Source organism: Pseudochelatococcus sp. B33, from assembly GCF_053570585.1.
Window position 1 is genome coordinate 178,637 of the sequence record NZ_JBSEFH010000004.1, and the last position, 25,284, is coordinate 203,920.

The 25,284-nt window shown below is 68.3% G+C and carries 22 protein-coding genes and 2 pseudogenes; 10 read left to right on the top strand and 14 right to left on the bottom strand.

The window, feature by feature from the left end; all coding sequences use genetic code 11:
* Positions 1 to 214 precede the first annotated feature (214 nt).
* Entirely contained in the window at positions 215 to 982 is a 768-nt protein-coding gene (gene ftrB / locus ACUSIJ_RS05740; RefSeq protein WP_449307422.1) for a transcriptional activator FtrB, read from the top strand.
* Between the two features lie 23 nt (positions 983 to 1,005).
* Here the strand turns inward: ftrB and ACUSIJ_RS05745 are convergent, their stop codons facing one another.
* Positions 1,006 to 1,596, bottom strand: a complete 591-nt coding sequence (locus ACUSIJ_RS05745; RefSeq protein ID WP_449307423.1) for a UbiX family flavin prenyltransferase — start codon at positions 1,594 to 1,596, stop codon at positions 1,006 to 1,008.
* The gene (locus tag ACUSIJ_RS05750) at positions 1,593 to 3,122 is read right to left on the bottom strand and encodes a UbiD family decarboxylase (RefSeq protein ID WP_449307542.1); all 1,530 of its coding nucleotides are present in this window, start codon (positions 3,120 to 3,122) and stop codon (positions 1,593 to 1,595) included. Before ACUSIJ_RS05750 ends, ACUSIJ_RS05745 begins: the two co-directional genes overlap by 4 nt.
* Positions 3,123 to 3,231: 109 nt before the next feature.
* On the opposite strand from ACUSIJ_RS05750, the gene ubiT reads away from it, so the two are divergent.
* The 6 genes and pseudogenes from ubiT to ACUSIJ_RS05780 all read left to right on the top strand — a co-directional run.
* Positions 3,232 to 3,756 (top strand): ubiquinone anaerobic biosynthesis accessory factor UbiT, encoded by a 525-nt coding sequence (ubiT, locus tag ACUSIJ_RS05755; RefSeq protein WP_449307424.1) that lies wholly within the window; start codon positions 3,232 to 3,234, stop codon positions 3,754 to 3,756.
* On the top strand, positions 3,747 to 4,724 hold the full coding sequence (gene ubiU / locus ACUSIJ_RS05760) for a ubiquinone anaerobic biosynthesis protein UbiU (protein ID WP_449307425.1): 978 nt from the start codon (positions 3,747 to 3,749) through the stop codon (positions 4,722 to 4,724). The genes ubiT and ubiU overlap by 10 nt, the downstream gene beginning before the upstream one ends.
* Positions 4,725 to 4,728: 4 nt before the next feature.
* A complete protein-coding gene (gene ubiV, locus ACUSIJ_RS05765; protein ID WP_449307426.1) occupies positions 4,729 to 5,709 on the top strand; it encodes a ubiquinone anaerobic biosynthesis protein UbiV in 981 nt (326 codons plus the stop codon).
* Positions 5,710 to 5,994: 285 nt separating this feature from the next.
* Entirely contained in the window at positions 5,995 to 7,359 is a 1,365-nt protein-coding gene (locus ACUSIJ_RS05770) for a hypothetical protein (protein ID WP_449307427.1), read from the top strand.
* A gap of 2 nt (positions 7,360 to 7,361) precedes the next feature.
* Positions 7,362 to 7,889 (top strand): annotated as a pseudogene (locus ACUSIJ_RS05775) (DUF2249 domain-containing protein); the annotation flags it as partial.
* Between the two features lie 36 nt (positions 7,890 to 7,925).
* A pseudogene (locus tag ACUSIJ_RS05780) lies at positions 7,926 to 8,219 on the top strand (metal-sulfur cluster assembly factor); the annotation flags it as partial.
* Positions 8,220 to 8,222: 3 nt separating this feature from the next.
* Here the strand turns inward: ACUSIJ_RS05780 and ACUSIJ_RS05785 are convergent.
* Both ACUSIJ_RS05785 and ACUSIJ_RS05790 read right to left on the bottom strand, forming a co-directional pair.
* Positions 8,223 to 8,639: a carboxymuconolactone decarboxylase family protein gene (locus tag ACUSIJ_RS05785; protein ID WP_449307428.1), complete on the bottom strand. Its 417-nt coding sequence runs from the start codon at positions 8,637 to 8,639 to the stop codon at positions 8,223 to 8,225.
* Positions 8,575 to 9,003, bottom strand: a complete 429-nt coding sequence (locus tag ACUSIJ_RS05790; RefSeq protein ID WP_449307429.1) for a MerR family transcriptional regulator — start codon at positions 9,001 to 9,003, stop codon at positions 8,575 to 8,577. Before ACUSIJ_RS05790 ends, ACUSIJ_RS05785 begins: the two co-directional genes overlap by 65 nt.
* Positions 9,004 to 9,236: 233 nt before the next feature.
* Between ACUSIJ_RS05790 and ACUSIJ_RS05795 the strand changes: the two genes are divergently transcribed.
* Positions 9,237 to 9,677 (top strand): lysozyme inhibitor LprI family protein, encoded by a 441-nt coding sequence (locus ACUSIJ_RS05795; protein ID WP_449307430.1) that lies wholly within the window; start codon positions 9,237 to 9,239, stop codon positions 9,675 to 9,677.
* On the opposite strand, the gene ACUSIJ_RS05800 is transcribed toward ACUSIJ_RS05795, so the two are convergent.
* The 10 genes from ACUSIJ_RS05800 to ACUSIJ_RS05845 all read right to left on the bottom strand — a co-directional run bounded on the left by ACUSIJ_RS05800 (position 9,668) and on the right by ACUSIJ_RS05845 (position 20,570).
* Positions 9,668 to 11,029 carry a class I SAM-dependent methyltransferase gene (locus ACUSIJ_RS05800; RefSeq protein ID WP_449307431.1) on the bottom strand — a complete coding sequence of 454 codons (1,362 nt, stop codon included), beginning with the start codon at positions 11,027 to 11,029 and terminating at the stop codon, positions 9,668 to 9,670. The genes ACUSIJ_RS05795 and ACUSIJ_RS05800 overlap by 10 nt on opposite strands.
* A 139-nt stretch (positions 11,030 to 11,168) precedes the next feature.
* Positions 11,169 to 11,633 carry a MarR family winged helix-turn-helix transcriptional regulator gene (locus ACUSIJ_RS05805; protein ID WP_449307432.1) on the bottom strand — a complete coding sequence of 155 codons (465 nt, stop codon included), beginning with the start codon at positions 11,631 to 11,633 and terminating at the stop codon, positions 11,169 to 11,171.
* A gap of 212 nt (positions 11,634 to 11,845) precedes the next feature.
* Entirely contained in the window at positions 11,846 to 12,550 is a 705-nt protein-coding gene (locus ACUSIJ_RS05810) for an ABC transporter ATP-binding protein (protein ID WP_449307433.1), read from the bottom strand.
* Entirely contained in the window at positions 12,547 to 13,329 is a 783-nt protein-coding gene (locus ACUSIJ_RS05815) for an ABC transporter ATP-binding protein (RefSeq protein ID WP_449307434.1), read from the bottom strand. Before ACUSIJ_RS05815 ends, ACUSIJ_RS05810 begins: the two co-directional genes overlap by 4 nt.
* Positions 13,326 to 15,230, bottom strand: a complete 1,905-nt coding sequence (locus ACUSIJ_RS05820) for an ABC transporter permease (protein WP_449307435.1) — start codon at positions 15,228 to 15,230, stop codon at positions 13,326 to 13,328. Before ACUSIJ_RS05820 ends, ACUSIJ_RS05815 begins: the two co-directional genes overlap by 4 nt.
* Positions 15,231 to 15,371: 141 nt before the next feature.
* Positions 15,372 to 16,517, bottom strand: a complete 1,146-nt coding sequence (locus ACUSIJ_RS05825) for an ABC transporter substrate-binding protein (protein ID WP_449307543.1) — start codon at positions 16,515 to 16,517, stop codon at positions 15,372 to 15,374.
* 350 nt (positions 16,518 to 16,867) lie between these two features.
* On the bottom strand, positions 16,868 to 17,452 hold the full coding sequence (locus tag ACUSIJ_RS05830) for an amino acid synthesis family protein (protein ID WP_449307544.1): 585 nt from the start codon (positions 17,450 to 17,452) through the stop codon (positions 16,868 to 16,870).
* A gap of 38 nt (positions 17,453 to 17,490) precedes the next feature.
* Entirely contained in the window at positions 17,491 to 18,075 is a 585-nt protein-coding gene (locus ACUSIJ_RS05835; RefSeq protein WP_449307436.1) for an amino acid synthesis family protein, read from the bottom strand.
* Entirely contained in the window at positions 18,068 to 19,060 is a 993-nt protein-coding gene (locus ACUSIJ_RS05840; RefSeq protein WP_449307437.1) for a UPF0280 family protein, read from the bottom strand. Before ACUSIJ_RS05840 ends, ACUSIJ_RS05835 begins: the two co-directional genes overlap by 8 nt.
* 7 nt (positions 19,061 to 19,067) lie before the next feature.
* Positions 19,068 to 20,570: a 6-hydroxynicotinate reductase gene (locus tag ACUSIJ_RS05845; RefSeq protein ID WP_449307438.1), complete on the bottom strand. Its 1,503-nt coding sequence runs from the start codon at positions 20,568 to 20,570 to the stop codon at positions 19,068 to 19,070.
* A 502-nt stretch (positions 20,571 to 21,072) separates the two neighbouring features.
* Between ACUSIJ_RS05845 and ACUSIJ_RS05850 the strand changes: the two genes are divergently transcribed.
* Positions 21,073 to 21,588, top strand: a complete 516-nt coding sequence (locus tag ACUSIJ_RS05850) for a (2Fe-2S)-binding protein (protein ID WP_449307439.1) — start codon at positions 21,073 to 21,075, stop codon at positions 21,586 to 21,588.
* Positions 21,585 to 25,172: a molybdopterin cofactor-binding domain-containing protein gene (locus ACUSIJ_RS05855; protein WP_449307440.1), complete on the top strand. Its 3,588-nt coding sequence runs from the start codon at positions 21,585 to 21,587 to the stop codon at positions 25,170 to 25,172. The genes ACUSIJ_RS05850 and ACUSIJ_RS05855 overlap by 4 nt, the downstream gene beginning before the upstream one ends.
* Positions 25,173 to 25,284: the final 112 nt, after the last annotated feature.

Genomic DNA, 25,284 nt, shown 5'->3' on the forward strand with positions numbered 1-25,284 from the left:
CGCAATCAAGCGCCGTCGTGACCATGGTCCAGAATCCATCTAAACTTGATCGTGATCTTGCGGGCGGCGTTTTTTGTTAAGCGGCCATCGGAACAACGCCAGTTCATGACGCATATTTTGACATGTTCTAATAATATCGATACGGTTGCGATGCTTGATGGAAATCAAGCCATACCCTGTAGGCCGACGAACCGCGAAGCAGCCATTCACAGCCATGCGTATGACGGACATGGAGCGTGTCAAGGCGTTGCCTCTTTTCGCCGGGGCAAATGCCGAGACCTTCAAGGAGGTTACGGGCGGAGCCTTCCTGCAGCGCTTTCCGGCGGGGACGACGCTGCTGCTCGAGGGCGATCCGGTCGATTTTCTCTATGTGCTGCTCGACGGGCAGGTCGAGCTTCAGGGCACCTGGAAGGAGAAGGAGACCACGCTGGCCGTGCTGCGGCCCGTGTCCACCTTCATTCTGGCCGCCGTCGTGCTCGACACCACGGCGCTGATGGGCGCGACGACGCTCGACCGTTCCGAAATCCTGATGATACCCGGCAATGCCTTGCGTCGCGGCATGCAGCGCGACGCCACCTTCTGCTTCGACGTGTCGCAGGAGTTGTCGGGATGCTATCGGGGCCTGGTGCGTGCGGTCAAGAATCTCAAGCTGCGCAGCGCCGTTGAACGGCTGGCGAATTATCTGGTCACGCTGCAGGTGCGCCAGGGCGGCGGGATCGATGTCACCATTCCGCACGAGAAGCGCGTGCTGGCGTCGCTCCTCGGCATGACGCCCGAGAACCTCTCGCGCGCCTTCGCCAAGCTCGATGCCTATGGCGTCGTCGTCGACGGCAACCGCGTGCGCCTCTCCAATACCGACCGGCTCTCGCGCCTCGCGCGGCCGACGGCGTGGATCGACAACCACACCCCGCTGGTCGAGGAAGGCCTCGGCAAGGCCGAGAGGGAACGCTGGCCCATGAGCACCGGGCGCAGCTGCGTCTGAGGATTTCCGTCTCTTACCCGGTCTCAAGCGCCGGCGGTGGTCGGCGGCTGCCACGCGCGGGCGAGGGGGCCGAACGGCAGGCCGAGCTGGTCGATGGCGCGGGCGGCGATGTGGTCGACGAGTTCTGCTACGCTCTGTGGCCGGTGATAGAAGGCGGGAACCGGCGGCATGACGATGGCGCCCATCTCGGTGACGGCAACCATGTTGCGCAGATGCCCGAGATGCAGCGGGGTCTCCCGCGTCACGAGCACGAGCTTGCGGCGCTCCTTGAGATGCACGTCCGCCGCCCGGATGATGAGATTGTCGGCGATGCCGTGGGCGATCGCGCCGAGCGTGCGCATGGAACAGGGCGCGACGATCATGCCCGCCGTTGGCAGCGAGCCGCTGGCGATCGAGGCGCCGATGTCGCCCGGCGCATGGTTGACGCCGGCAAGCCGCATCATCCGCTCCAGCGCCGTCTCGCCGGCCTCGTGCGCGATCGTCCGTTGCGCGGCCGGGGAGATGACGAGATGCGTTTCGACCTGCGCCGTCCCGGCCAGCCGTTCGACGATGCGCACGGCGACCGGCGCGCCGGAGGCGCCCGTCACCGCCACGACGACCCGCATCGCACTCATGGCCGCTCCCCCGGCCGCTCCCCGAGCCCGAGCTCGCTCCACAGCGCATCGACCCGCTGCGACACCTCCGGCGTCATGGCCAGCACGCGGCCCCATTCCCGGTCCGTCTCCGGGCCGATCTTGCGGGTTGCGTCAAGCCCCATCTTGCCGCCGAGCCCCTCCCGGGGGGAAGCGAAATCGAGGTAGTCGACGGGGGTATCGCCGATGATCGTCACGTCGCGCGAGGCGTCGAAGCGGGTGGACAGCGCCCAGACGACGTCCTCCCACTGGCGGACGTCGATATCCGGATCGACCGTGATGATCAGCTTGGTGTAGGTGAATTGCGGCAGCATCGACCACAGGCCCATCATGATGCGTCGCGCATGGCCGGGGTAGCGTTTGTCGATGGACACCACCATGGCGCGGTAGGAACAGGCCTCCGGCGGCATCCACAGATCGGCGATCTCCGGGAACTGGCGCTTCACCAGCGGCAGGAACAGGTCCAGCATCGCCTCGCCCAGCCGGGACGGCTCGTCGGGTGGCCGTCCGGTATAGGTCGAGAGGTAGACAGGCGTGCGCCGCATGGTGAGCGCCGACAGGCTCATGACCGGAAACCGCTCGACCGCGTTGTAGTAGCCGGTATGGTCGCCGTAGGGGCCTTCCGCCGCCGTTTCGGTGGCCGAGACGGTGCCTTCCAGAACGATTTCCGCGTTGGCGGGCACGGGCAGCGGAACGGTCACGGCGGAAGCGACGCGCGTGCGCGCCTTGCGCAGCAGGCCGGCGAAGGCGAGCTCGCCGATGGTTTCCGGCAGCGGCATGACGGCGGCGAGGATCGTCGCCGGATCGGCGCCGACAGCCACCGCGACCGGCATGTCGAGCCCCCGCCGCTGCCACTGGCGATGGTGGCGCGCGCCGCCGCGATGCGCCAGCCAGCGCACGATCAGCCGGTCCCGCCCCAGCACCTGCATGCGGTAGACGCCGACGTTGATATCGGACGGATCGTCCGGCGAGCGGGTGATCACCAGCGGCCAGGTGACGAGCGGCGCGGGCTCGCCGGGCCAGCACCATTGCACCGGCAGGCTGCCCATGTCGATGTCCGCCCCGCGCAGCACCACCTGCTGGACCGGCGCGCCGCCGACCTGCCGCAGCCGCATGGCGAGTGCGGCGCGCAGCATCGGCATCCGGCCGCAGGCCTCGTCCATGGAGCGCGGCGGGCGCGGGTCGCGCAGATCGGCGAGCATCGCGGCGAGCGCCGCAAGGCTGCTGTATTGCCCGCCGTGGTCGATGCCAAGGCCCCATTCGATCCGCTCCCGCGTGCCGAACAGGTTCGCCAGAAGCGGGATGCGATGCACCTTGCCCGCGGCGTCCACCGGCTTCTCGAACAGCAGCGCCGGCCCGCCGGTTTCCAGAACCCGGCGGTGGATCTCGGTGATCTCGTGCACGAGCGAAACCGGGCGCGCGATCCGCCTGAGCCGGCCGCGCCGTTCGAGCATGCTCATGAACCCCTGCAGGTCAACGGGGCGTGTCGCCGTGGTGTCGTCATGCATCATCCGGGCGATGTGGCCCGGGCAAACGGTCTTGTCTTTGAGCCGGCGCAAACACGCTGACGCGGCCGGGGCGTAGGCTGCTTCGGCGACTCGCAGGACGGCAACGGTCATGATTCTGGTCCCGACCCCTTTCTCCACACTCATGCGATACGTGCCGCTGCCGGCGGTGCGGCGGGCGGCGGCGGTCATGCTGGCGCAGATCGTGCGCCGGCACGAGGGCCTGTTCGCGCGGCTCGGCGAGCACCGCGCGAAGCGCTATGCGTTCCGGCCCACCGATCTGCCATGGGCCTTTCTCGTCGAGCCCGCGCGGCCCGCCGTATCGGTCTGCCGCGGGGCGGAGCATCCCGAGGCCGATGCCGCCGTCGAGGGGCCGTTCTTCATGCTGCTGGCGCTGCTGGAGGGGCGGCAGGATGCGGACGCGCTGTTCTTCTCGCGCGATCTCACCGTCACCGGCGACATGGAAGCGATGCTGGCGCTGCGCAACGCGCTCGACGACAGCGACATCGACCTGCCGGACGACCTCGGCGCCATGGCGGGGCCGTTCGCGCCGCTCGTCAGCCGGGCGGCGAGCGCCGTTCGAAGCCGCGTCCTTGCCGAGGGGAATATTGCCGAGGAGAACACCTCATGGAGCTGATCTGCCCGGCCGGCACGCCCGCTGCGTTCCGGGAAGCGGTCGACGCCGGCGCGGATGCCGTCTATTGCGGGTTCCGCGACGAGACCAACGCCCGCAACTTCCCGGGCCTCAACTTCACGCGCGAGGAGCTGGCGGGCGCCATCGCCCACGCCAGGGGCCATGGCGTCAAGACGCTGGTGGCGCTCAACACCTTCATGCGGGCGGGACACGAGGACATCTGGTATCGCGCCGCGGCGGACGCGGTGGCGGCCGGCGCCGATGCGCTGATCCTCGCGGATTTCGGGTTGATGGCCCATGTCGCGGAAACCTGGCCCGGGCAGCGGATCCATGTCTCGGTCCAGGCCTCCGCCTCGAACGCCGAGGCGGTCAACTTTCTCGTCGACGCCTTCGGTGCGAAACGGGTCGTGCTGCCGCGCACGCTGACCATCGACGACATCGCCCGCCTCGCGCGCCAGATCCGCTGCGAGATCGAGATCTTCGTCTTCGGCGGGCTGTGCGTCATGGCGGAGGGGCGATGCGCGCTGTCGTCCTACGCCACCGGCAAGTCGCCGAACATGAACGGCGTCTGCTCGCCCCCGAGCCACGTGCAGTACCGCCGCGACGGCGACGAACTGGTGTCGGTGCTCGGCGACTACACGATCAACCGGTTCCCGGCCGGCGAGGCGGCCGGGTATCCGACCCTGTGCAAGGGCCGCTTCAACGTCGGCGACAAGGACGGCTACGCCTTCGAGGACCCGGTGTCCCTCGACGTCATGGACCAGATCGACAGGCTGCGCGACGCCGGCGTGAGCGCGCTGAAGATCGAGGGCCGCCAGCGCGGCAAGGCCTATGTGGCCGAGGTCGTTTCCACCCTGCGCCGCGCGCTCGACGCCTCCGCCGAGGAGCGCGGGCGGATACTCGCCCGGCTGCGCCTCCTGAGCGAAGGCAACCGCACCACCGCCGGCGCCTACGAAAAACGCTGGAGGTGAGACCTTGACGACCCCGCAGCCGACATTGACGCTCGGTCCCGTCCTCTATCTGTGGGAAGGCGGCAAGTGGCGCGACTTCTATTGCCGCATCGCCGATGAAGCGCCGGTGGGCCACGTGTTCATCGGCGAGACGGTCTGCTCCAAGCGGCTGCATTTTTTCGAGCCGTATCTCGCCGAGGTCATCGGGCGGCTGGAGCGGGCCGGCAAGCGGGTGGTGCTGTCCACGCTGGCGCTGGTGACGGCGGAAAGGGAAAGCCGCTACGTGCGCGCCATGATCGATGACGCCTCCCACCCCGTGGAGGCGAACGATCTCGCGGCGCTCGGCATGCTGCACGGCAGGCCGCATGTCGTCGGCCCGATGGTGAACGTCTACAACGCCGCCACGGCGCGCCTGCTGGCCGGGCGGGGGGCGGACGTCATCTGCCTGCCGCCGGAACTGCCGGCCGTCGCCGTGCACCGGATCGTCGCGGATACGCCGGGGATCGATTTCGAGATCTTCGCCTTCGGCCGCGTGCCGCTGGCGATTTCCGCGCGCTGCGCTCATGCCCGCTCGAAGGGGAACATCAAGGACAATTGCCGCTTCGTCTGCGGCGAGGACCCCGATGGTCTGCCGGTGCGGACACTCGATGGGCAGCCGTTCCTGGCGCTCAACGGCGTGCAGACGGTCTCGCACACCTGCCAGTCGCTGCTGGAGGATCTGCGCGATCTGGCGGCGGCGGGCCTGTCGCGCTTCCGGCTGTCGCCCCAGGACTGCGACATGGCGGCGGTCGCGCGCATCTACGACGATGTCCTGACAGGCCGATGCGACGGGGAGGAGGGTATCGCCCGCCTGCGCAAGGTCTATCCGGCGGTACCGCTGTCGAACGGCTTTCACCACGGCCGGGAAGGGGCGGCCTGGGTGGCGCGCGCCCGCAACGCCGCGCACGCCGCAATCCACGAGATGCCCGGCCTGCCGGCCGGAGCGCCCGCCGGTCAAATGGAATGATCCGGTGGTAAAGAACTCGACCGATATCGACGATGGTCAGAACATGAGCCGAGCCCGTAAAGTCGGATCGTGCTCTGGCGGGCTTCGTTTCCGTTCTCTCCCGCATCGGGAACGATGGCGCGCATAAGCCGGATATTCTTGACTTTGGTCAGGGATATCATTGGCAATGCTTGGCACATTCGAACGACGGACGATCGAACGGAAGCGGATCTGCCGCTCCATATAAATAAGATATCTGCTTACGCGTCCGATGTCGCCGGAAAGCGCGCTCAACCGGGGAAAGCCATGCTTGGTGCCACTCTCTCGCGCTGGACCATGTCCTACTTCGCCGCAGCGCTTGCCGCGCTGCTTCTCGGCGAAGGCCTCATGGCCGCCGGATTCGGCTTTCCCGCGGCGGCGATCCGGGCGCCGGAGACGCTCGTTCTCGTGCACGTCACCGTCGTCGGCTGGCTCAGCCTGCTGATGTGCGGCGCGCTGCTCCAGTTCGTCCCGGTTCTCGTCGCGCGCCCGCTCCACAGCGACAGGCTGGCGCTCCCGGCGCTGGTGCTTCTGCTCGCCGGTCTCGGCATGCTGCTCGCCGGCTTTCTGCAGCTGGCGGGAAGCCTCGCGTCCGTTCCGTCCCTTCTCCCCTATGCCGCGACGTCGCTTGCGGCCGGTTTCGCCCTCGTGCTCTACAATCTCGGCCGCACGCTGTGGCGGGCGAGGCCGCTGCCGCTGCCCGCGCGTTTCGTCGCGGTGGCGCTGCTGTCCCTTGGGGTGACGGTTGCGTTCGGCTCGCTGTTCGGCGCCGCCTTCGCCATGCCGATCGCCTCCGAAACGCTCCTCGCCATCGCCGGCAACGGGTTGGCGCTGCACGTCGCGGCCGGGATCGGCGGCTGGCTGACATTCGCGGCGATGGGCGTCAGCTACCGGCTGCTGGCGATGTTCATGCTCGCGCCGGAACCGGAGGGCGCCCGGCCGCGCGCCGTCTTCCGGCTCGGCACGGCGGCGCTGGCCGTCACGGCGGGCGGCGGGGTCGCTGCCGTGCTCCTCGACCTTCCTCTCGCGCCGGTGCTGATGTTCGGCGCCGTGCTGGGCGTCATTGCGCTGGCGCTCTACGGCGCCGACATGGTCGGCATCTATCGCGCCCGCAAGCGCCGCGTCATCGAGCTGAACAGCAGGATGGCGTCCATCGCCCTGATCTCCCTCGCGGCGTCGGTCGTGCTGGCGCTGGTCCTCGCCGTTCTTGGCCGCTTCGTGGAGCAGATCGGCGCGGTGGCCTTTCTCTTCGTGTTCGGGTGGCTCACGGGTCTGGGGCTTTCCAAGCTTTACAAGATCGTGGCGTTCGTCACCTGGCTCGAGTGCTACGGCCCCGTGCTCGGCAAGACGCCGACCCCCCGGGTGCAGGATCTCGTCGTCGAGCCGCGCGCGCGCAAATGGTTCCTCCTCTACTATCTTGCGACGTGGGGCGCGACGCTGGCGCTGCTGGGCGCGCACGGCGCCGCCTTCAGGATCGCCGCCGGCGTCATGATGGCCGCCACGATCGGGATTGCCGCGCAACTCCTGCGGGCGCGTCTGCTGTCGGACGTCGCCGCTGAAAAGCGCATGCTGGACGGCGTGCGCCGCCCTTACCTGCTCATCGCCTGTCCGCATCTGAGAGGCTGCCAGTGACCATGACACAGACACTCGTCGATCTCGACGTCCGCCCGATCCTTCGCGCCGGCGAGGATCCCTTCGCGCAGATCATGGAAGCCATCGAGTCGCTGGCGCCCGATCAGGGCCTGCGCCTTTACGCTCCCTTCAAGCCCGTGCCCCTGTTCCACGTTCTCGGCGTCCGGGGGTTCAGCCACGAGGCTAGGGAGCTCGCGGGCGGCGACTGGGAGGTGCTGTTCCGTCCCACGGGAGAGGCGCGTGAGGCAGGGCAGCGCGTGCCGACTGCGGCCGGGGAGGCGGACTGGCCGGAACCCGTGCAGTATCTCGACAACCGCGATCTCGACCCGCCCGAGCCGATGGTGCGCATTCTCGCCGCTCTCGAAACGCTCGCGCCCGGCCAGGTGCTGGCGTCGTTGCTCGTCCGGGAGCCCCTGTTCCTCTTTCCCGAACTGGCGAAGCGCGGCCATGCATGGCGCGGGGGCTTCTCGCCCGATCGCGGCACCTACGAGATCCGCGTGCGCGTCGCAGGCGCACGCGACAACGCGGCGGCCGCGACGGCCAATCCGCTCGCCGCGAGAGTGAGGGAAGCGCTGCGGGGCGTGATCGATCCCGAACTCGGCTATAATATCGTGGATCTCGGGCTCGTCTACGACATCGCGGTCGGTAACGATGACGCCGTGTCGATCACCATGACGACCACGACGGCGGGTTGCCCGGCCACGGGTTATCTGGTCGACGGCGCACGCGCCTGCGCCGCCGCCGTCGACGGGGTCGGCGGGGTGGAGGTTCGTCTCACCTACGAACCGACATGGTCGTATGCGTTGATGAGCGATGATGCCAAAGCCAGTTTCGGGATCGGGGCCGCCAACGACGAGTGACGATCAACCGGCGGCTTCTCCGTCGCCTCCCCGGTGCGCGAATACTTCCTTTGCCGCGAACAGGCCGTTCAGCGCCGCCGGAAAGCCCGCATAGACCGCCATCTGCATGATGATTTCGGTGATCTCCTGGCGCGAAAGCCCGACATTCAGGCCGGCTTCGATATGCACCTTCAGTTGCGGAGCGGCATTGCCCATCGCCGTCAGGGCTGCGATGGTGGCGATCTCCCGCGCGCGCAGGTCGAGGCCGGGGCGGCTGTAGATGTCGCCGAAGGGAAACTCGATCAGATAGGTCGCGAAGTCCGGGGCGATGTCCGCGAGCGCGGCGACGACATTCCCGCCGGCCTCGCCGTCGATGTCAGCGAGCGCGCGCCGCCCGCGTTCGAGCCGGCTTTCGCCGGCGCTCTGGTGGAGTTGCGTCATATTCCTTCATCCTCTTGTCCGGGCCGGCATAGCCGGCGATCTTGGTATCGAGGACGAGAAGGCAGGCTTGCAGCTCGGCGATGCGGACGCGCACGCGCTCCCGGTGCTGCTCCAGCAGCGCGCGGCGCTCCGCCTCCGTACCGGCGCCGCGCTCCCGCAAGGCCGCATAGTGCAGCATCTCCCGGATCGGCATCCCGGCTGTCTTCAGGCGGCCGAGGAACTCGATCCAGATCAGGATCGACGCGTCGTAATCACGCTGGCTCGACCGGTCCCGATCGGCGTAGGGAAGCAGCCCGATCCGTTCATAGTAGCGGATGGTGTGGGCCGACAATCCCGAACGCTTCGCCAGTTCGCCGATCTTCATGAGCACCCTTCTTCGTCACGACGCATGGGAAGTTACGGGTTAGAGCGCACTCCAAGTCAAGACCGTCTGGTCGTGGCCATCTTTTCGAGGCGGGCACCGGGGATCCAGGACGCAGGCTTGAAACCGACCCGGCCGTCATCATAGAGATGAAAGAGTGGACGTACCGTTCGGCGGCGGGCATTCCGGCATCCGGAGTCCCGGCTGCGTTGCGGATGGATATGCGGAGAAGCGCCTTGCGATCTTTTTTCAGACCGACGTTTGCAATCAGCGTGTTTCTGGCCGTTACGGCCGCACCGGCCGCGGCTGACGACCTCTACGATCAATGCCTGGAAAAGTCTGACGGGACCAACACGGCGTGGGCGCAGTGCGGCGGAGAGTGGATCGCGCGCGAAGACGCGAAGCTGAACAAGACATGGCATCAGGTCTACGGCCAAACCGATGGCCAGACGAAGAGCGATCTCCTGGCGGAGCAGCGCCTCTGGAACACCTACAAGGAATCCTCCTGTAACTTCTACGCCAATGGCGACTGGGGAAGGGAGGGGGCAGGTGCTGAACTTCGCCGAATGCCGCGCGGAGGTGATCGCCGCGCGGACCGCCGAGTTGCAGGAATACGGCCGGTTCTTTTCACCGAAATGAGACGCGCGCGATTCCGCTTTGTCGTTTTTCATGCATAGAGATCGGCCCGCGTGGGCGGCAGGCCGGAGGGGCCGCGGGTTCGCTTCGAGGCCAATGTCTGGAAGATACCGATGGTGCCGCGCTCGAAGCCGAGCGATACGCCGGCGAGATAGAGAAGCCACAGCCGCGTCTTCGCCTCGCCCACCTCCGCGACCGCCGCCTCGCGGCTGGCGGCGAGCCGTTCGCACCACAGCCGCGTCGTGCGCGCATAGTGCTCGCGCCACGCCTCCACGTCGTGCACCTCGAAGCCGTGCCGCTCGATGCTGGTGGCGGTGCCGCCGATGTGGTCGAGCTCCGCACCCGGGAAGATGTAATTGATGATCGCCGCGTATTCCGGCCGCTTGCGCCGGAAGGCGCGCTGCGATTTCTTGGCCGGGCGGGTGATGGCGTGGTTGAGCAGCAGGCCGCGCGGACGCAGCAGCGCATGCAGCTTGGCGAAATAGGCCGCGTGATTGTCGAGCCCGACATGCTCGAACATGCCGATGGAGGCGATCTTGTCGAACGTGCCGTCGAGCTCGCGATAGTCCTTCAGCTCCACCGTCACGCGGTCGCCGAGGCCGAGACGCTCGATCTTCTCGCGCGTGTGGTCGAACTGCGCCTGGGACAGCGTCACGCCGTGCGACCGGACGCCGTAATGGCGCGCCGCGTGGCAGATCAGCCCGCCCCAGCCGCTGCCGATGTCGAGGAAGCGCTCGCCGGGCTGAAGGCGCAGCTTGCGGCAGATCATGTGGAGCTTGGCCTGCTGCGCCTCCTCGATGCCCGTTTCCCAGGTGGGGAAATAGGCGCAGGAATACTGCATCTCGGGATCGAGAAAGAGCCGGTAGAAGGCGTTGGACACATCGTAGTGGAACTGCACCAGCGCCTTGTTGTCGCGCCCTTGCGCGTCCTTCTCCGTCTGCTCGCCGGCGTAGGCCAGGGTCGTCTTCGCACCCGCCTTCCCGCCCGCCGGCCGGCCCGACCCGAGCAGGAACGGCAGCAGGGACCGCAGGACGAGCCCCTTGTCGAGCTCTCTCCACAGCCGCTTGCCGGCCGCGCCGCGCCGGGCGGCGAGATCGAGCAGCGTGCCGCCTTCGATGTCGATATCGCCCGCTCCCAGCAGATTGACGAGCGTCGTCAGGCGTGGCGAGCGCACCAGCCGGGTGATCGCCTCCGGCGAGCGGATGACCACGGCGACGTCGCCCGCAGTCCCGGCGCTAAGCGGCACGTATTCACCGTTCCACAGGCGGACGGTGAGATCGATCTGAGTCGTCTCCCCGGCCGACTTCTCCGCCAGCTTCTCCGCCAGCTTCTCCGCCACGTGGGCGAGCAAGCGCCGGATTGCCGCAAGCCGTTTGTCTGCCTCGCCGAACATTGGTGCCTCCCGGATCGAAATGCCAGAACACGCCGTTCTTAAGTGTTGCGCACGTCTTTGTCATGCCGCTTCCATGCGGGCGGCGTAGACTCGATTTTTCCTGGGGATTTCCGACCGTCGGCAGCGTTCGGCTGCCGGTTCAGCACATGCGCCTCAGCATGGCGATGAACAGGTCGCGCTCGATGGGGCTCAGCGGCGCGAGCGTTTCCTCGCTGATTTCGAAGGCTTTTCCGGTCGCGCGCGCATAGACTTCCTCGCCCTGTTCGGTCAGCAGGATGAGCAGCCGGCGACCGTCTTCCGGCGAGGGCTGGGTGCGGGCGAGGCCGCGCCGCACCAGGCGGTCGACGACGCCCTTGACGGTGGCCGCGTCCATGGCGGTGAGGCGCCCCAGCAGATTCTGTGAACAGGGGCCGATCTCGGCCAGCTTGGCGACCACCGCCCACTGAGTCGTCGTCAGGTCGTCCGTCATACGGCTCGCGAAGATGGCGCCGTGCCGCTGCGCCACCTGACGCAAGATGAAGCCGACCTGATCGTCGAGGATATAGGGCGGCCTCTCCTTTTTACTCCGTCGGCGGGGGCGTCCGGCCGATAGCGGATCCTGCATTGCGGATACCCGTCCTGTGCTGCTGCGCGTTTTGGCGTCCTGCGGGGAGGGAGGCCAGCGCTTTCCGCCCCGCCCGTCCGTTTCTTCCTTCGCGCGTCACGGCGTTACCTTGCCGCGCAGGTATTTATAGTCAAAAGAAATCCGGCGATAAAGATACCGGAGATGTGAAACGCCGTGTCTGCCGCCACGGCGGGAGCCGCGCTGGTTGGTCGCTAGACCGCCAGATAGGCGTTGCGGATCTCGGGTTGCGCCTCCAGTTCGGCGAGCGTGCCCGAAAAGCGGATGCGGCCCTTCTCGATGATGTAGACGCGGTTCGAGATCAGCCGGGCGAAATGCAGGTTCTGCTCCGAGATGAGGATGCCCAGGCCCTGCTTCTTCATCGTCAGGATGGCGTCGGCCATCTGCTCGACGATCTTGGGGGCAAGCCCTTCCGAAGGCTCGTCGAGCAGCACCAGAGAGGGGTTGCCCATCAGGGCGCGGCCGATGGTGAGCATCTGCTGCTCGCCGCCGCTCATCTCGCCGCCGGGACGCTTGCGCATCTCGCCGAGGTTGGGGAACAGCGTGTAGATCTGCTCGGGGTCCCAGGTCGCCACGCCCTCGCGCGGCGGCTGGCGGCCCACCTCGAAGTTCTCCTCCACGGTGAGCTCGGTAAAGATGCGCCGGTCCTCGGGCACGTAGCCGACCCCGCGGCGGGCGATCTCGTAGGTGGGCAGGTGCGAGACGTCCTCCCCCTCGAAAACCACCTTGCCCGTGCGGTCGGGCACGAGGCCGATGATCGACCGGAACGTCGTGCTCTTGCCCGCGCCGTTGCGCCCCAGCAGGGCCACGACCTCGCCGGCGTCCACCGCAAGCGCGACATCGAAGAGGATATGCGCGGGACCGTAATGCGTGTTGAGGTTGGAGACCTCGAGCTTCATGCCGGCTCTCCCTCGCGGTGGCGGGCGTCGTAGAGGAGGCCCTCGCCCAGATAGACGGCCTGCACGTGCGGATCGCGGCGCACCTCCTGCGGCGTGCCGTGGGCGATGAACTGCCCCCGGTTGAGCACCATGACGCTGTCGGCGTGCTCGAACACCACATCCATGTCGTGCTCGGTGAACAGCACGCCGATGTTTTTCTCGCGGGCGATGGCGGCTGTCAGGCGCATCAGCTCGACACGCTCCTTCGGCGCCATGCCCGCCGTGGGTTCGTCCATCAGCAGCAGGCGGGGCGCGTTGGCGAGCGCGATCGCGAGCTCCAGACGCTTGAGATCGCCATAGGCGAGCTCGCCGCAGGGCCTGTCCGCCTGGTCGAGCAGGTCGACGAGCGACAGCAGCGCGTCGGCCTCCCCGCGATGGATGTCGCCGGCGAAGCCGAGAAAGCTGAAGGCGCGGTTGTGGAAGGACAGCAGCGCGACCTGCACGTTCTCGCGCACCTTCATCGACGCGAAGGTGGCGGTGATCTGGAAGGTGCGTCCCACCCCGCGCCGCCAGATGGCGGCGGGGCGAAGCCCGACGATGCTGACGCCATCCAGCAGGACGGCGCCGGAATCGGGCCGGATCTGGCCGTTCAGCATGTTGAAGCAGGTGCTCTTGCCCGCGCCGTTGGGGCCGATCAGGGCGAGGATCCGTCCCGCCTCGAGTTCGAACGACACCCCGCGCACGGCGTGAACGCCGCCATAGGATTTGGTCAGTCCCTCGACTTTCAGCAACGGATTCATCGTGCCGCCTCCGCCTTGGGCGTTACGGCCGTCGGGTTGCGGGCCGCCCGCCTGTGCAGGAGAGCGGGCAGATGGCGATGGCGCAGGTCCTCGATGGTGCCGACGATGCCGCGCGGGAAGAGCAGCACGATGGCGACGATCACGCCGCCCAGCACCAGCTTGGAAAGCTCCGTCTGGCTCATCAGCCATATCGCCAGCGCCTTGTAGACGACCGCGCCGACGACCGCGCCCGATACGGTCTCCACGCCGCCGAGCAGCACCATCACGAGGCCGTCGATGGAAACCGGGATGCCGAGCAGGTCGGGAAACACGGAGCCCTTGAGAAAGGCATAGAGCGCGCCAGCGAGGCCGGCGAAGGTGCCGGCGATCACGAACGCGAGCCATTGCAGGTGCACGCGTTTCAGCCCGATCGCCTCGGCCCGGAGCGCGCTGTCGCGCGCTGCCCGCAGGGCATAGCCGAAGGGCGAGAACACCAGCGTTCTCAGCGCCGCAATGCCCGCGACCGCGATGCCGAGCGCGAGCCAGTAGAAGCCCGCGGCGCTTGACGCCCAGGCCGCCGGCCATACGCCGAGCATGCCGTTGTCGCCGCCCGTGACCTCGATCCACTGGAAGGCGATCGACCAGGTGATCTGCGCGAAGGCGAGCGTCAGCATGGCGAAATAGACGCCGGAGAGGCGCACGCTGAACCAGCCGAACAGCACCGCGCCGGCAAGGCCGAGGAGCGGGCCGACGAGCAGGGCCACTTCCATGGGCATGCCGGCGAGCACGGTAAGGAAGGCCGCGCCGTAGGCTCCCAGCCCGAAATAGGCGGCATGACCGAAGGAATCGAGGCCGCCCACCGTCATGATGAAGTGGAGGCTCGCCGCGAACAGCGCGAAGATGAAAATCTCGGCGCCGACCGTCAGGCCATAGTTGCCGATGACGAGGGGGAGGGCGGCGACCAGCAGGATGAACGCTGCGATGACGGCGCGCTCAAGGGGCGAGAAGGGCTGCCACGGGCGCACGGAGATGCCGGCCGCCGGCCGCGCCGGCCTCGTCGGCTTGCCGAACAGGCCCCATGGACGCAGCACGAGGACCACCGCCATGACCAGGAACACCAGCACGAGGGAGATCTTCGGCATGAGCAGGATGCCGAAGGCGTTCAGCTCCGAGACCAGGATGGCGGCCAGGAACGCCCCCGTGACGCTGCCGAGGCCGCCGATCACCACGACGACGAAGACCTCGACGAGGATCGACAGGTCCATGCCGTGGGTGACGGTGGTGCGCGGAAGCTGCAGCGCGCCGCCGAGCGCGGCCAGAAAGACGCCGAGCGCGAACACGCTGGTGAACAGCCACTTCTGGTTCACGCCGAGCGCCGCCACCATGTCCCGGTCCTGGGTCGCGGCGCGCACGAGCACGCCCCAGCGCGTGCGGTGGAACAGCAGCCACAGCAGCCCGAGCACGACGGGCCCCAGCGCCATGAGGAGGAAATCGTAGGCCGGCACCATGCGGCCGAAGACCTCGACGGCGCCCCTGAAGCCGGGCGCGCGAGGCCCCATCAGGTCGTCCGGCCCCCAGATCAGCACGACGAGGTCCTGCACCATCAGCGTCACGCCGAAGGTGGCGAGCAGCTGGAACAGCTCCGGCACCTGATAGATGCGGCGCAGCAGGACCATCTCCATCAGCGCGCCGAGGGCCGCGACGATGAGCGAGGCGAGCAGGATGGAGCCCCAGAAACCGAACGCGCCGCTGAAACGGTCGGTCAGCGTGAAGGCCACATACGCGCCGAGCATGTAGAAAGCGCCATGCGCGAAATTCGTGATGCGCGTCACACCGAAGATGATCGATAGCCCCGACGCGACGAGGAATAGTGATGCGGCGCTGGCAAGGCCGCTAAGGGCTTGAACCAGAAAGAAATCCACAGTTCGACCTTTCTCTGGGCGCGGTTCTCGGATCGATGCGGTCGTCGCGAGTGACACCGTTCACAGGCATGCCTGCGCACTTGCACAACGGAATGGCCCGTTTTCGCCGGCCAGCTTCCAGGCGCCGGCCGGCGTCCGGTATCAGTTCTGCGGGCGAAGCTTGGCGGCTTCTTCCTCTGGGGGCAGATAATCCTCCCCCTTGCGGAAGGCGAAGTCCACCATCACCCCCTTGCCGTCCACCACGGCGGTCCTGCCGATATAGGCGCCGAGGGTGCTCTGGTGGTCGCCGGCCCGGTAGACGATGGGACCGAAGGGCGTGTCCACTTCCAGATTCTTCGCCGCCTCCACCAGCGCTTCGGTGCTGGTATCCTCGGCGCGGTCGAGCAGCGCCGCGGCGCTCTTGATCGTCGAGTATCCCACGATCGAGCCGAGGCGGGGATAGTCGTTGTGCAGATTCTGGTAGGCTTCGAGGAACGCCTGGTGCTCGGGCGTGTCGATGCCGTACCAGGGATAGCCGGTCACGATCCAGCCCTCCGGCGTCTCGTCCTTCAGCGGATCGAGATATTCCGGTTCGCCGGTCAGGTAGCTGACCACGGCGCGGTCCTTGAAGACGCCGCGCGTATTGCCCTCGCGCACGAACTTGACGAGGTCGGCGGCGAAGGTCGCGTTCAGGATGGCGTCGGGCTTCGCCGCGTCGATGGCCTGCAGGACCGGCCCGGCGTCGATCTTGCCGAGCGGCGGCCATTGCTCGGCGACAAACTCCACGTCCGGGCGAAGCTTCGTCAGCAGCTCCTTGAACACGGCGACGAAGGACTGGCCGTATTCGTAGTTGGGCGCGACGCTCGCCCAGCGCTTGGCCGGCAGCTTGGCCGCCTCCTCGGCCAGCATCGCCGCCTGCATGTAGTTCGACGGCCGCAGGCGGAAGGTGTAGTCGTTGCCCTTCGACCAGACGAGCGCGTCCGACAACGGCTCCGCCGCGAGGTAGAGCACCTTCTTCTGCTTGGCGAAATCGGCCAGGGCAAGGCCCACGTTGGACAGGAAGCCGCCGGCAAGCAGAACGACGTTGTCGCGGGAGACCAGTTCGTTGGCCGCCGTCAGCGCGTCAGCCGGCCTGCCGGCGTCGTCCTTGTGGATGACGACGAGCTTGCTGCCCTTGATGCCGCCGGCGTCGTTGATCTCTTTCAGGGCAAGTGCGACGCCCTTGCGATAGGGCTCGGTGAAGCCGGGCAGGGCGGAATAGCTGTTGATCTCGCCGATCTTGATCTCGCCCTGCTGCGCGCGGGCCATCCCGGCGGTGACCAGCGAGGCGGCCAGCGCGAGGCCGATTGTCTTCAAACCCAATGCTTTCAAGTCAGAAATCGTGACCACCTTTATCCCCTCCAATCATGAAGCATGTTGTTTCGACATCAAGTCGTGCGCGATGTCCGGCGCCCTTCGTATCATTGTATATGTAACTTGGCCTCCTTGTCGTGACCGAGAGCGGCAAAAGCCCGGCGGCTCAACGCCGCGCCATCGCGTCCTGGCCACTTTGTTCTAGCGCGGCGAACAGACAATCCGGATCGGTGTCGCCGCGATATCTCTTTGTTCACGCATCAAAATCTAGCCAAAAAACGGTCCCCATTTTTTGGCTTGATGCTTTAGCGCAAGCCGTCCTCCCCCTTGATCTCGTCGACCGTCAGCCCGCCCACGCGCGGCAGGGGGCGGCCGGAATCCGTCACCGCGACGGCGACGACGATCTCGTCCGCGCGCGGCGCATCGTTGATGCTCACCTGCATGCCGTCGAAATGGCTGCGGACATAGGCGGCGTCCTTGTGGCCGAGCGGGATGTCGAGTTCCGCTCCCGGGCCGCCCCGACGCTTGGACGAGGGGATGAGCGCCGCGCCCTTGCCCAGCACCCGGCGCACCGGCGTGCCCATTTTCGGATGCAGGATCGCTGCGGCGTGTTCCAGCTCGCCGTTTTCGCCCACGAGCGCCGCCTTGCCGTAGCTCTGCGCCTCGGCGCCGTCGATGGCGAGCGCCGCGACCGCGCGCCCGGCGAGAAGGCCGCCGAGTTCCTCGCCGATCGCGACGAGTTCGGCAAGGTCCTCGACATACCGCCCCGCAAAGGGATTGCGGATCACGGCGAGCGCGGCGGCGCGGCGCGTGGGCGGAGAGATGGGCCGGCCCAGCTCGGCATGGGTTTCCTCGACCACCGTCACGATCTTGCGCACGATCTTGCTGATGTCTGCGTGCCCGGCGGGTGCGGGTGTATCGGGCGTGCTCATCTCAGTCCGTCCTCTCCCTCGATGTCCTGTGCGGCGAGGCCGCCGGCGCGGTTGTGGATGCGCGGGCCGATGGTCATCACCAGCGCCAGCACCAGTTCGCTGGCGCGCGGCGCATCGGGCACCCCGATCTCGATCGCGTCGAAATGGCTACGCACGTAGGAGGCGTTGATGTGGGTGACCGGCACATCGAGCCGGGTACCCGGCCCGCCCACCTTCTTCGTGGACGGCACGATGGCGCGCGCGTCGCCCAGCACCTCGCGCATGGCATAGCCGCCGGGCGCGTGCCACAGCGCGCCGTGTTCCAGCTCGCCCGCCGCGCCGACGATGACGCCCTTGCCATAGCCGTCGATCGCGCCGGCATTGCCGCCGAGCGCGGCCACGAGGTCCCGTGCCAGGGCCTCGCCCAGCGGCCGCAGATCCTCCATGAAACCCGTGATCTCTTCGACGTAGCGGCCGGCATAGGGGTTCTCGATCACCGCGATGGCGGCGGCGCGCCGGCGCGGGACTGCGGCCACGGGGCCGCCTTCGTGGAATATCTCTTCCGTAACGATGAGACGCTTGCGGATTTGGACCTCAGGCATACGCGCATCCTCCTGGCAGGGGGTTGACTGGCGAAAGCGATGGCGGGAGCCGGCCGGGGTGGAAGCCCGGCTGTGGTGCATCTCCCGGTCCGGTGGCGACGCTGCGTCCCTGAAGATGCAGCGTCGCCGCGACGATGAGGCCCTGCGCGACGAGCGCCTTGGCGCACAGAAGCCCCCGCCGCAGCGCGCCGTCGCGGTCGGCGGGCGGCAGGTCGGGCACGGCGACGGTGACGGGAATGTCGCCCAGATCGTTGTCGGGCTGCAACTCCCGGGCGGCCGTCCGGCGGATTCCGGGATGGCCCGGCAGGTCGACCCGGTTGGCGATGACGGTCGCGGCCGCGTCCGCGGCGGCGGCGGAGGCCGCAAGCACGGTGACCGCGTCCGCGATGCCGCGCGAGAAGCTGCGGCCGCGCCAGCCACTCGTCGCGACGCCTCTCGCCGGGGAAGCGCCGTCGAGCGTCGCCGTGCCGATCACGCGGGGCCTGTCCGGGCGATCCACCAGGCCGATGGTGAACGTTTGCTCCGGCGCGAGGAAAAGGGCGATGTCGCCGCCGTTGTTGACATAGGCGCGCGTCAGCCCGTCCTGACGCTCGGCGGCGTCGCGCATGGCTGCGAGCACCTCCTCGGCGACGGCGCCGGCCACGGCAGCCATGGGCGTGATGAAGCCCGCATGGGGCTCGACGGCCGCTACCGCGTTCCACATCCGGCGCGCCACGCGTCCCTGCAACGGGCACCCGTCGCCGGGAAGGACCGGCCGGCGCAGCAGGGGCAGCTCCCCGCACAGGTCCGCGAGCAGGCCGTCGAAGCGCCGCATCGCGGCCTCGTAGGCGCGGGCAACCGCCGCCGCGCTGCCGCAGGCCTCGATGACGAGGTCGATCGGTCCCTCGTTCAGATGCAGCCTGCGGCCGTCCGCAAGCATGGCCGCCTGCGGGCCGGAGGGAGGGCGGAGCGCGGGAGGGACGGGCATGGCGGCACGGTCCGGCATGGCCGCCTCACCCGAATGCGCGTCGGGTGACGTTCTGCGACAGCGGCCACGGGTTGTCCGCCCGCGGCGCGATCTCGCGCCGGCCGTCGCCGCCCTGCGGAATGGACGAGACGGGGCGCACGTGGTCCATATGCCCGCCGAGCGCCTCGTAGTCCGCCAGCCGCATGGTGAACTCGATCGGCGCGACCAGCGCCGGCGTCGGCACATAGCCGAAGGCGTTCTCCGGCATGCGCGTGACATCCACCATGAAGGTGATGCCGCCGCCCGGCCACACATAGACCGGCGCGCCGCCGCAGCTCACATAGGTCAGCGCATCCTTGACGGAGCGCGTCAGCCGCACCGGGTTTTCCGTCACGCCCGCGCGCAGCGAGCCGCCGGCGCCGGCCATGAACAGCACCGACGTCAGCGCCGGTTCGCAGTTCTCGCGGATGCGGTCGACCGATTGCAGCAAGTCGGCCGGCATGCCTTTTTCCACCGGCGCGAGTTCCTCGTCGAGCTCGTAGTAGCCGGCATGCTCGCCCGTGGTGGAGACGAGCAGCAGGCGCAGGCCGGGCCAGGCGTGCTTGGGGTCGAACGGCCCCAGGATCGACAGCGGATCGGAGATGTTCGTGCCGCCCCAGCCGGAGCCCGGCTCCGCCACCTGAAAGTAGCGGCCCGGCGTCGAGCGGCGTCCCTTGATCCTGATGCCGCTGTCGCGCACGCTGAGAAGCTTGCCCGCCTGATGCTCGGACAGGACGCCGGTGATGTGATCGTCGACGACGACCACCTCGTCGGCCTTGCCGAACCATTGCCGGGCGAACATGCCGATGGTGGCCGATCCGCAGCCCACGCGCATGCGCTCTTCCGGTACGTCGTCGATGATCGGCGCCTTGCCGGCCTGCGCGACGATGCTGGCGCCGCCGTCGACGGCCAGTTCCACCGCCTTGCCGTTACACAGGTCGAGCAGGGCCTCGCAGGTGACGCGGCCCTCCTTCTTCGAGCCGCCGGTGAGATGATGGACACCGCCGAGCGACAGCATCTGCGAACCGTATTCGCTGGTCGTCACATGGCCGATGGCCTCGCCGCCGGCGCGCACCACCGATTGCTCGGGGCCGATGAAGCGATCCGTGTCGATCTTGAGCTTGACGCCGCAGTAGCTGAAGATGCCCTCGGTCACGACGGTGACCATGTCGACGCCGTCCACCTGCGACGACACGATGAACGGGGCGGGCTTGTAGTCGGGATAGGTGGTGCCGGACCCCACGGCGGTGACGAACTTCGCCGCATCGCTGACGATCCGTCCGTCCCAGTCGCCGTCCTGGTTGAACGGCACCACGACGCCGCCCTGCGTGAGGGCGCGGTCGAGGATGACATGCGGATCGACCCGCACCAGTTCTCCCGCCTCGTTGGCATAGCGGTCGCAGGCACCCGTCATGCCGGGCTTGATGTAGCACATGACCGGACAGGCATCGCAGCGGATCTTGTCGTCCGCCGCCGGGGCGGCCGCCCGGGTGGGTGGAAGGTCTACCATTTTCCCGCTCCATGGCACGGCAGGTTCGTTCCCGCCTGTCGGATTGTCGCTCGTCGGCGGCGACAGTTTGTACGTACACTAATGAAATGGTGAGGCGGATCGGATGTCAAGCGCAAGAATGAGGCGGGGAGCGGAAAACATCGGCACGATCAAAAAATATGATCTATATCAATGTGTTGTTTGCATATCGGGAGGGTCCTCCCGTGTCCCGGGGCGGATCCCGGGTGCCGAATTGTGCAGTTCGGCGCTTGACGGAATTTCATTAGTGTAGAAACAATCAAGAAAACAGAGGGGTCGCGGCCACGGGCCGCCGGCCGGATAGCGGGTCATGAAGCGAACAATCGGCGGGCTTGCCATGCCGTTGCGGCGTCTTGGCGCCTTGCCGACGGCGGATCGTCCGCGAGGTCGGACATCGAGGAGGCGCGGACATGGGTGTGGAGCGTGCACGGCGGGCGTCGACGGCCGTTTCACACGCCGCGGCTCGGCGATGAATGGCTTGGCGATGAACGGTCCGATCCGGCTGACGGTGAACGGTGTCCCGCACGCATTCGCATTGCCGGCCCGCACGCCGCTCATCTTCGTGCTGCGCAACGACCTGTCGCTGAACGGCCCCAAGTTCGGCTGCGGGCTCGGGGAATGCGGGGCCTGCACGGTGCTGGTCGACGGCAAGACCTGCCGCTCCTGCGTCACGACGCTCGGCACCGTGGCCGGCCGTCACGTGACGACGCTGGAAGGGCTCGGCGGCATCGACGCGCCGCATCCTGTGCAGGCGGCCTTCGTCGCCGATCAGGCGGCGCAGTGCGGCTATTGCCTCAACGGCATGATCATGACCGCGGCGGCTTTCCTCGCCCGCAATCCGGACCCGACGGAGGACGAAGTGCGCGCGGCGCTGCGCTACAACCTGTGCCGCTGCGGCACGCATGTCGAGATCGTGCGCGCCGTCATGCGCGCCGCCCGCATGCTCAGGGAGGACCCGGCCTTCGGCGCCGGCATCCGCACGGGGGAGGCGGCGCCATGACCGAACCGCGCCCCGACCGGCAGGCGCTGCTCGACAGCCCCAATTCGCTGGCGGTGCTGCGCCCCTCTCCGGCCGTGCACGGTCTCGTGCCCACGCCACCGCCCCCGCCGGGCAGCCTCGACCTGCTGCTGTTCATGGACGAGACGGGCGCGGTCAGCGCCTTCAACGGCCATGTGGACCTCGGGACCGGCATCCGCACCGCGCTGGCGCAGATCGTGGCCGAGGAGCTCGACGTCGCCTTCTCGCAGGTGGAGATGGTCCTCGGGCACACAGGTACGACGCCCAATCAGGGCGCGACCATCGCAAGCGATTCCATCCAGGTCTCGTCCGTGCCGCTGCGCCGCGCCGCCGCGCAGGCGCGTCGGCATCTGGTGGCGCTGGCGGCCGAGACGCTCGGCCGTCCCGCGGACGACCTCACCGTGGAGGAAGGCGTCGTCCGGCCGCGCGGAAACGGCAACCTCGGCATCTCCTACGGCGATCTGCTGCGCGGGCGCCGCGACCGCCTGATGCTCGCCGACGACGTGCCGGTCAAGCAGGCGGGAGAATACAGGATCGTCGGCCGGCGCATCAACCGCGTCGACATCCCCGCCAAGGCCACGGGCGCCTTCACCTATGTGCACGACGTGCGGCTGCCCGGCATGCTGCACGGCCGCGTCGTGCGTCCGCCCTATGCGGGGATGGACGCGGGCGATTTCATCGGCAAGAGCCTTGTCCGCGTCGACGAGGCATCCGTGGCGGACGTCCCGGGCGTCGTGGCGGTGGTGACCGTGGGCGACTTCGTCGGCGTGGTGGCGGAGCGGGAGGAGCAGGCCATCGAGGCCGCGCGCCGCCTTGAGGTGGTCTGGAAGCCCGTTCCGCCGTTGCGGGACATGAGCGATCTCGCGGGCGCGCTGCGCGCCAATCCGCACGAAACGCGCCGCCTTCTCGACAGGGGCGACGTCGAGACCGCGCGCGCCGATGCCGCCGTGCCCATGGACCGGACCTATGTCTGGCCCTACCAGATGCACGCGTCCATCGGCCCCTCCTGCGCGGTGGCGGAGGTGTCGGACGCGGGGGCGAGGGTGTGGTCGGGCACGCAGAACCCCTATCCCCTGCGTAGCGACATCGCCCTGCTGCTCGGCCTGCCGGACGAGGCGGTCGAGATCATCCGCTTCGAGGCGGCGGGATGCTACGGCCGCAACTGCGCCGACGATGTCGCCGCGGACGCCGCGCTGCTCGCCCGGGCGGTCGGCCGCCCGGTCCGGGTGCAGTTGACGCGCGAGCAGGAGCACGTCTGGGAGCCCAAGGGCGCCGCGCAGCTCATGGAAGTCAGGGGCGGTCTCGATGCCGACGGATCGCCGGCGGCCTACGACTTTTCCACCCGCTATCCGTCCAACGGCGCGGTGACGCTGGCGCTGCTGCTGACAGGCAGGGTGCCCGCGGACAACCCGGTCATGCAGATGGGCGACCGCACGGCCATCCCGCCCTATGCCTACGACAACATCCGCGTCGAGGTGCACGACATGGCGCCGATCGTGCGGGCGTCGTGGCTGCGCGGCGTCTCCGCCCTGCCGAACAGCTTCGCGCATGAAAGCTACATCGACGAACTGGCTACCGCCGCTGGGGTCGACCCCGTCGCCTATCGCCTGCGCTACCTGCACGATACGCGCGCGGCCGACCTCGTCAGGGAGGTGGCGCAGAAGGGGGGATGGGAAACGCGCACCGGGCCGCGCTTGCAGATCGTGGAGGGCAATGTCGTGCGTGGCCAGGGGTTCGCCTACGCGCTCTACGTTCACTCGAAGTTCCCCGGCTATGGCGCTGCGTGGTCGGCGTGGATTGCGGAAGTCGAGGTGAACAGGGCGACCGGCGATGTCCACGTCTCGCGCGTGGTGGTGGGGCAGGACAACGGCCAGTCGATCAACCCGGCCGGCATCGAACACCAGATCCACGGCAACGTCATCCAGGCCACGAGCCGCGCCCTGAAGGAGGAGGTGACGTTTGACGCCAACGGCGTCACCAGCCGGGAATGGGGCGCCTATCCCATTATCACCTTTCCGGAACTGCCGGTGATCAAGGTGGTGCTGATGGAACGGCCCGGCGAGCCGCCGCTCGGCAGCGGTGAATCGGCTTCCGTGCCCGGCGCCGCCGCGATCGCCAATGCGATTTTCGACGCCACCGGCGTGCGCATGCGCGAGCCACCCTTCACGCCCGAGCGCGTGCGGGCGGCGCTCGCCGGAGAAACGCAGCCGCCCGTACCGCCGCTACGGCCCGCGCGGCGCTGGCGGTCGTGGTTCGGTCTTGCCGGGGCGGCGGTCGTGGGTGCTCTGGGCATGGCGGGCGTGACGCTGCCGTTCCGCAGCGCCATCGCGCCGATCCCGCCGCCCGACCGCGGCTCGTTTTCCGCCGAGATGGTGGAGCGGGGCAGGGTGCTCGCGTCCCTGGGAGACTGCGCGGTCTGCCACACCGTGGGCGACGGCCCGGTCAACGCCGGCGGGCGGGCGATGGCAACGCCCTTCGGCACGGTCTACACGACCAACCTGACGCCGGATCCGGAGACCGGCATCGGCAACTGGTCCTACGCGGCGTTCGAGCGCGCCATGCGGGAGGGCATCTCGCGCGACGGCCGGCACCTCTACCCCGCCTTCCCCTACACGGCCTTCACGCGCGTGAGCGACACCGACCTGCAGGCGCTCTACGCGTTTCTCATGTCGCAGGAGCCGGTGAAACACCGCACGCCCGAAAGCCGGATGGCGTTCCCGTTCAACATCCGCGCCCTGATGGCGGGCTGGAACATGCTGTTCCTGCGCCCCGGCCAGAGGGAGTCCGATCCCGCCCGGTCGGCGCAGTGGAACCGCGGCGCCTATCTCGTCGACGGGCTCGGCCACTGCGGCGCCTGCCATTCGCCCCGCAACGCGCTCGGCGCCGAGAAAGGCGGCGCGTCGTATCTCGCCGGCAGCGTCGTTGACGGCTGGGAGGCGCCGGCCCTCAACACCCTGTCGAAGGCGCCCATTCCGTGGAACGAGGAAGAGCTCTACGCCTATCTGCGCACGGGCTTCTCCCGCTATCACGGCGCGGCCGCCGGCCCCATGGCCCCGGTGGTGCGCGAATTGCGCGAGCTGCCGGACGCGGATATCCGCGCCATGGCGGTCTATCTGGCGTCCTTCGCCGGCGGAGCGCCGGCCGATCCGGCGGCGGTCGCGGCCAAACTGGAAGCGCGCAGCAACGCCGCCCTGCGGCCCATGGACAGCCTTGGCGGGCGCATTTTCGAGGGCGCCTGCGCGGCGTGCCATGCGACCGGCACCCATGCCGCGAACGCCCAAGCGGCGCAGGCGGGGACGACGTTCGGCGTGCGGCCGTCACTTGCCCTGAACACCAACGTTCATGCGGCAGCTCCCGATAACCTGATCCGGATCGTTCTGGAAGGGATTCCGGTGCCCGCCGTGGCCGACCTTGCCGACATGCCGGGGTTCCGCGACAGCCTCGACGACCGCCAGATCGCGGAACTCGTGACGTACATACGGGCAAAATTCGCTCCCGACGCCCCTCCGTGGCGGAACGTGGCGGAAACGGTCGCCCTTCTGCGCGCCTCTCCGGGAGACCATTGAGGGGGGTGCAAGCCCGTTGCGGAACTTCCATGAACCGAGTCCTTCTGCTTCGGCCGTGAGCCGCGCGTTTCGTTGCGCGCAGCAGGTTTCGTGCTGCCCATGAAAACGGCAT

Excerpts from the sequence above, each read along its gene's own strand:
- ACUSIJ_RS05850 (WP_449307439.1), top strand. The coding sequence starts at position 21,073 with ATGAACGGTCCGATCCGGCTGACGGTGAACGGTGTCCCGCACGCATTC.
- ACUSIJ_RS05785 (WP_449307428.1), bottom strand. The coding sequence starts at position 8,639 with ATGACGCAACTCCACCAGAGCGCCGGCGAAAGCCGGCTCGAACGCGGG.
- ACUSIJ_RS05815 (WP_449307434.1), bottom strand. The coding sequence starts at position 13,329 with ATGAATCCGTTGCTGAAAGTCGAGGGACTGACCAAATCCTATGGCGGC.
- ACUSIJ_RS05805 (WP_449307432.1), bottom strand. The coding sequence starts at position 11,633 with ATGCAGGATCCGCTATCGGCCGGACGCCCCCGCCGACGGAGTAAAAAG.
- ACUSIJ_RS05840 (WP_449307437.1), bottom strand. The coding sequence starts at position 19,060 with ATGCCGGACCGTGCCGCCATGCCCGTCCCTCCCGCGCTCCGCCCTCCC.
- ACUSIJ_RS05835 (WP_449307436.1), bottom strand. The coding sequence starts at position 18,075 with ATGCCTGAGGTCCAAATCCGCAAGCGTCTCATCGTTACGGAAGAGATA.
- ubiU (WP_449307425.1), top strand. The coding sequence starts at position 3,747 with ATGGAGCTGATCTGCCCGGCCGGCACGCCCGCTGCGTTCCGGGAAGCG.
- ftrB (WP_449307422.1), top strand. The coding sequence starts at position 215 with ATGCGTATGACGGACATGGAGCGTGTCAAGGCGTTGCCTCTTTTCGCC.
- ACUSIJ_RS05745 (WP_449307423.1), bottom strand. The coding sequence starts at position 1,596 with ATGAGTGCGATGCGGGTCGTCGTGGCGGTGACGGGCGCCTCCGGCGCG.
- ACUSIJ_RS05825 (WP_449307543.1), bottom strand. The coding sequence starts at position 16,517 with ATGGCCCGCGCGCAGCAGGGCGAGATCAAGATCGGCGAGATCAACAGC.
- ACUSIJ_RS05845 (WP_449307438.1), bottom strand. The coding sequence starts at position 20,570 with ATGGTAGACCTTCCACCCACCCGGGCGGCCGCCCCGGCGGCGGACGAC.
- ACUSIJ_RS05750 (WP_449307542.1), bottom strand. The coding sequence starts at position 3,122 with ATGCATGACGACACCACGGCGACACGCCCCGTTGACCTGCAGGGGTTC.
- ACUSIJ_RS05800 (WP_449307431.1), bottom strand. The coding sequence starts at position 11,029 with ATGTTCGGCGAGGCAGACAAACGGCTTGCGGCAATCCGGCGCTTGCTC.
- ubiT (WP_449307424.1), top strand. The coding sequence starts at position 3,232 with ATGATTCTGGTCCCGACCCCTTTCTCCACACTCATGCGATACGTGCCG.
- ACUSIJ_RS05855 (WP_449307440.1), top strand. The coding sequence starts at position 21,585 with ATGACCGAACCGCGCCCCGACCGGCAGGCGCTGCTCGACAGCCCCAAT.
- ACUSIJ_RS05770 (WP_449307427.1), top strand. The coding sequence starts at position 5,995 with ATGCTTGGTGCCACTCTCTCGCGCTGGACCATGTCCTACTTCGCCGCA.
- ACUSIJ_RS05790 (WP_449307429.1), bottom strand. The coding sequence starts at position 9,003 with ATGAAGATCGGCGAACTGGCGAAGCGTTCGGGATTGTCGGCCCACACC.
- ACUSIJ_RS05810 (WP_449307433.1), bottom strand. The coding sequence starts at position 12,550 with ATGAAGCTCGAGGTCTCCAACCTCAACACGCATTACGGTCCCGCGCAT.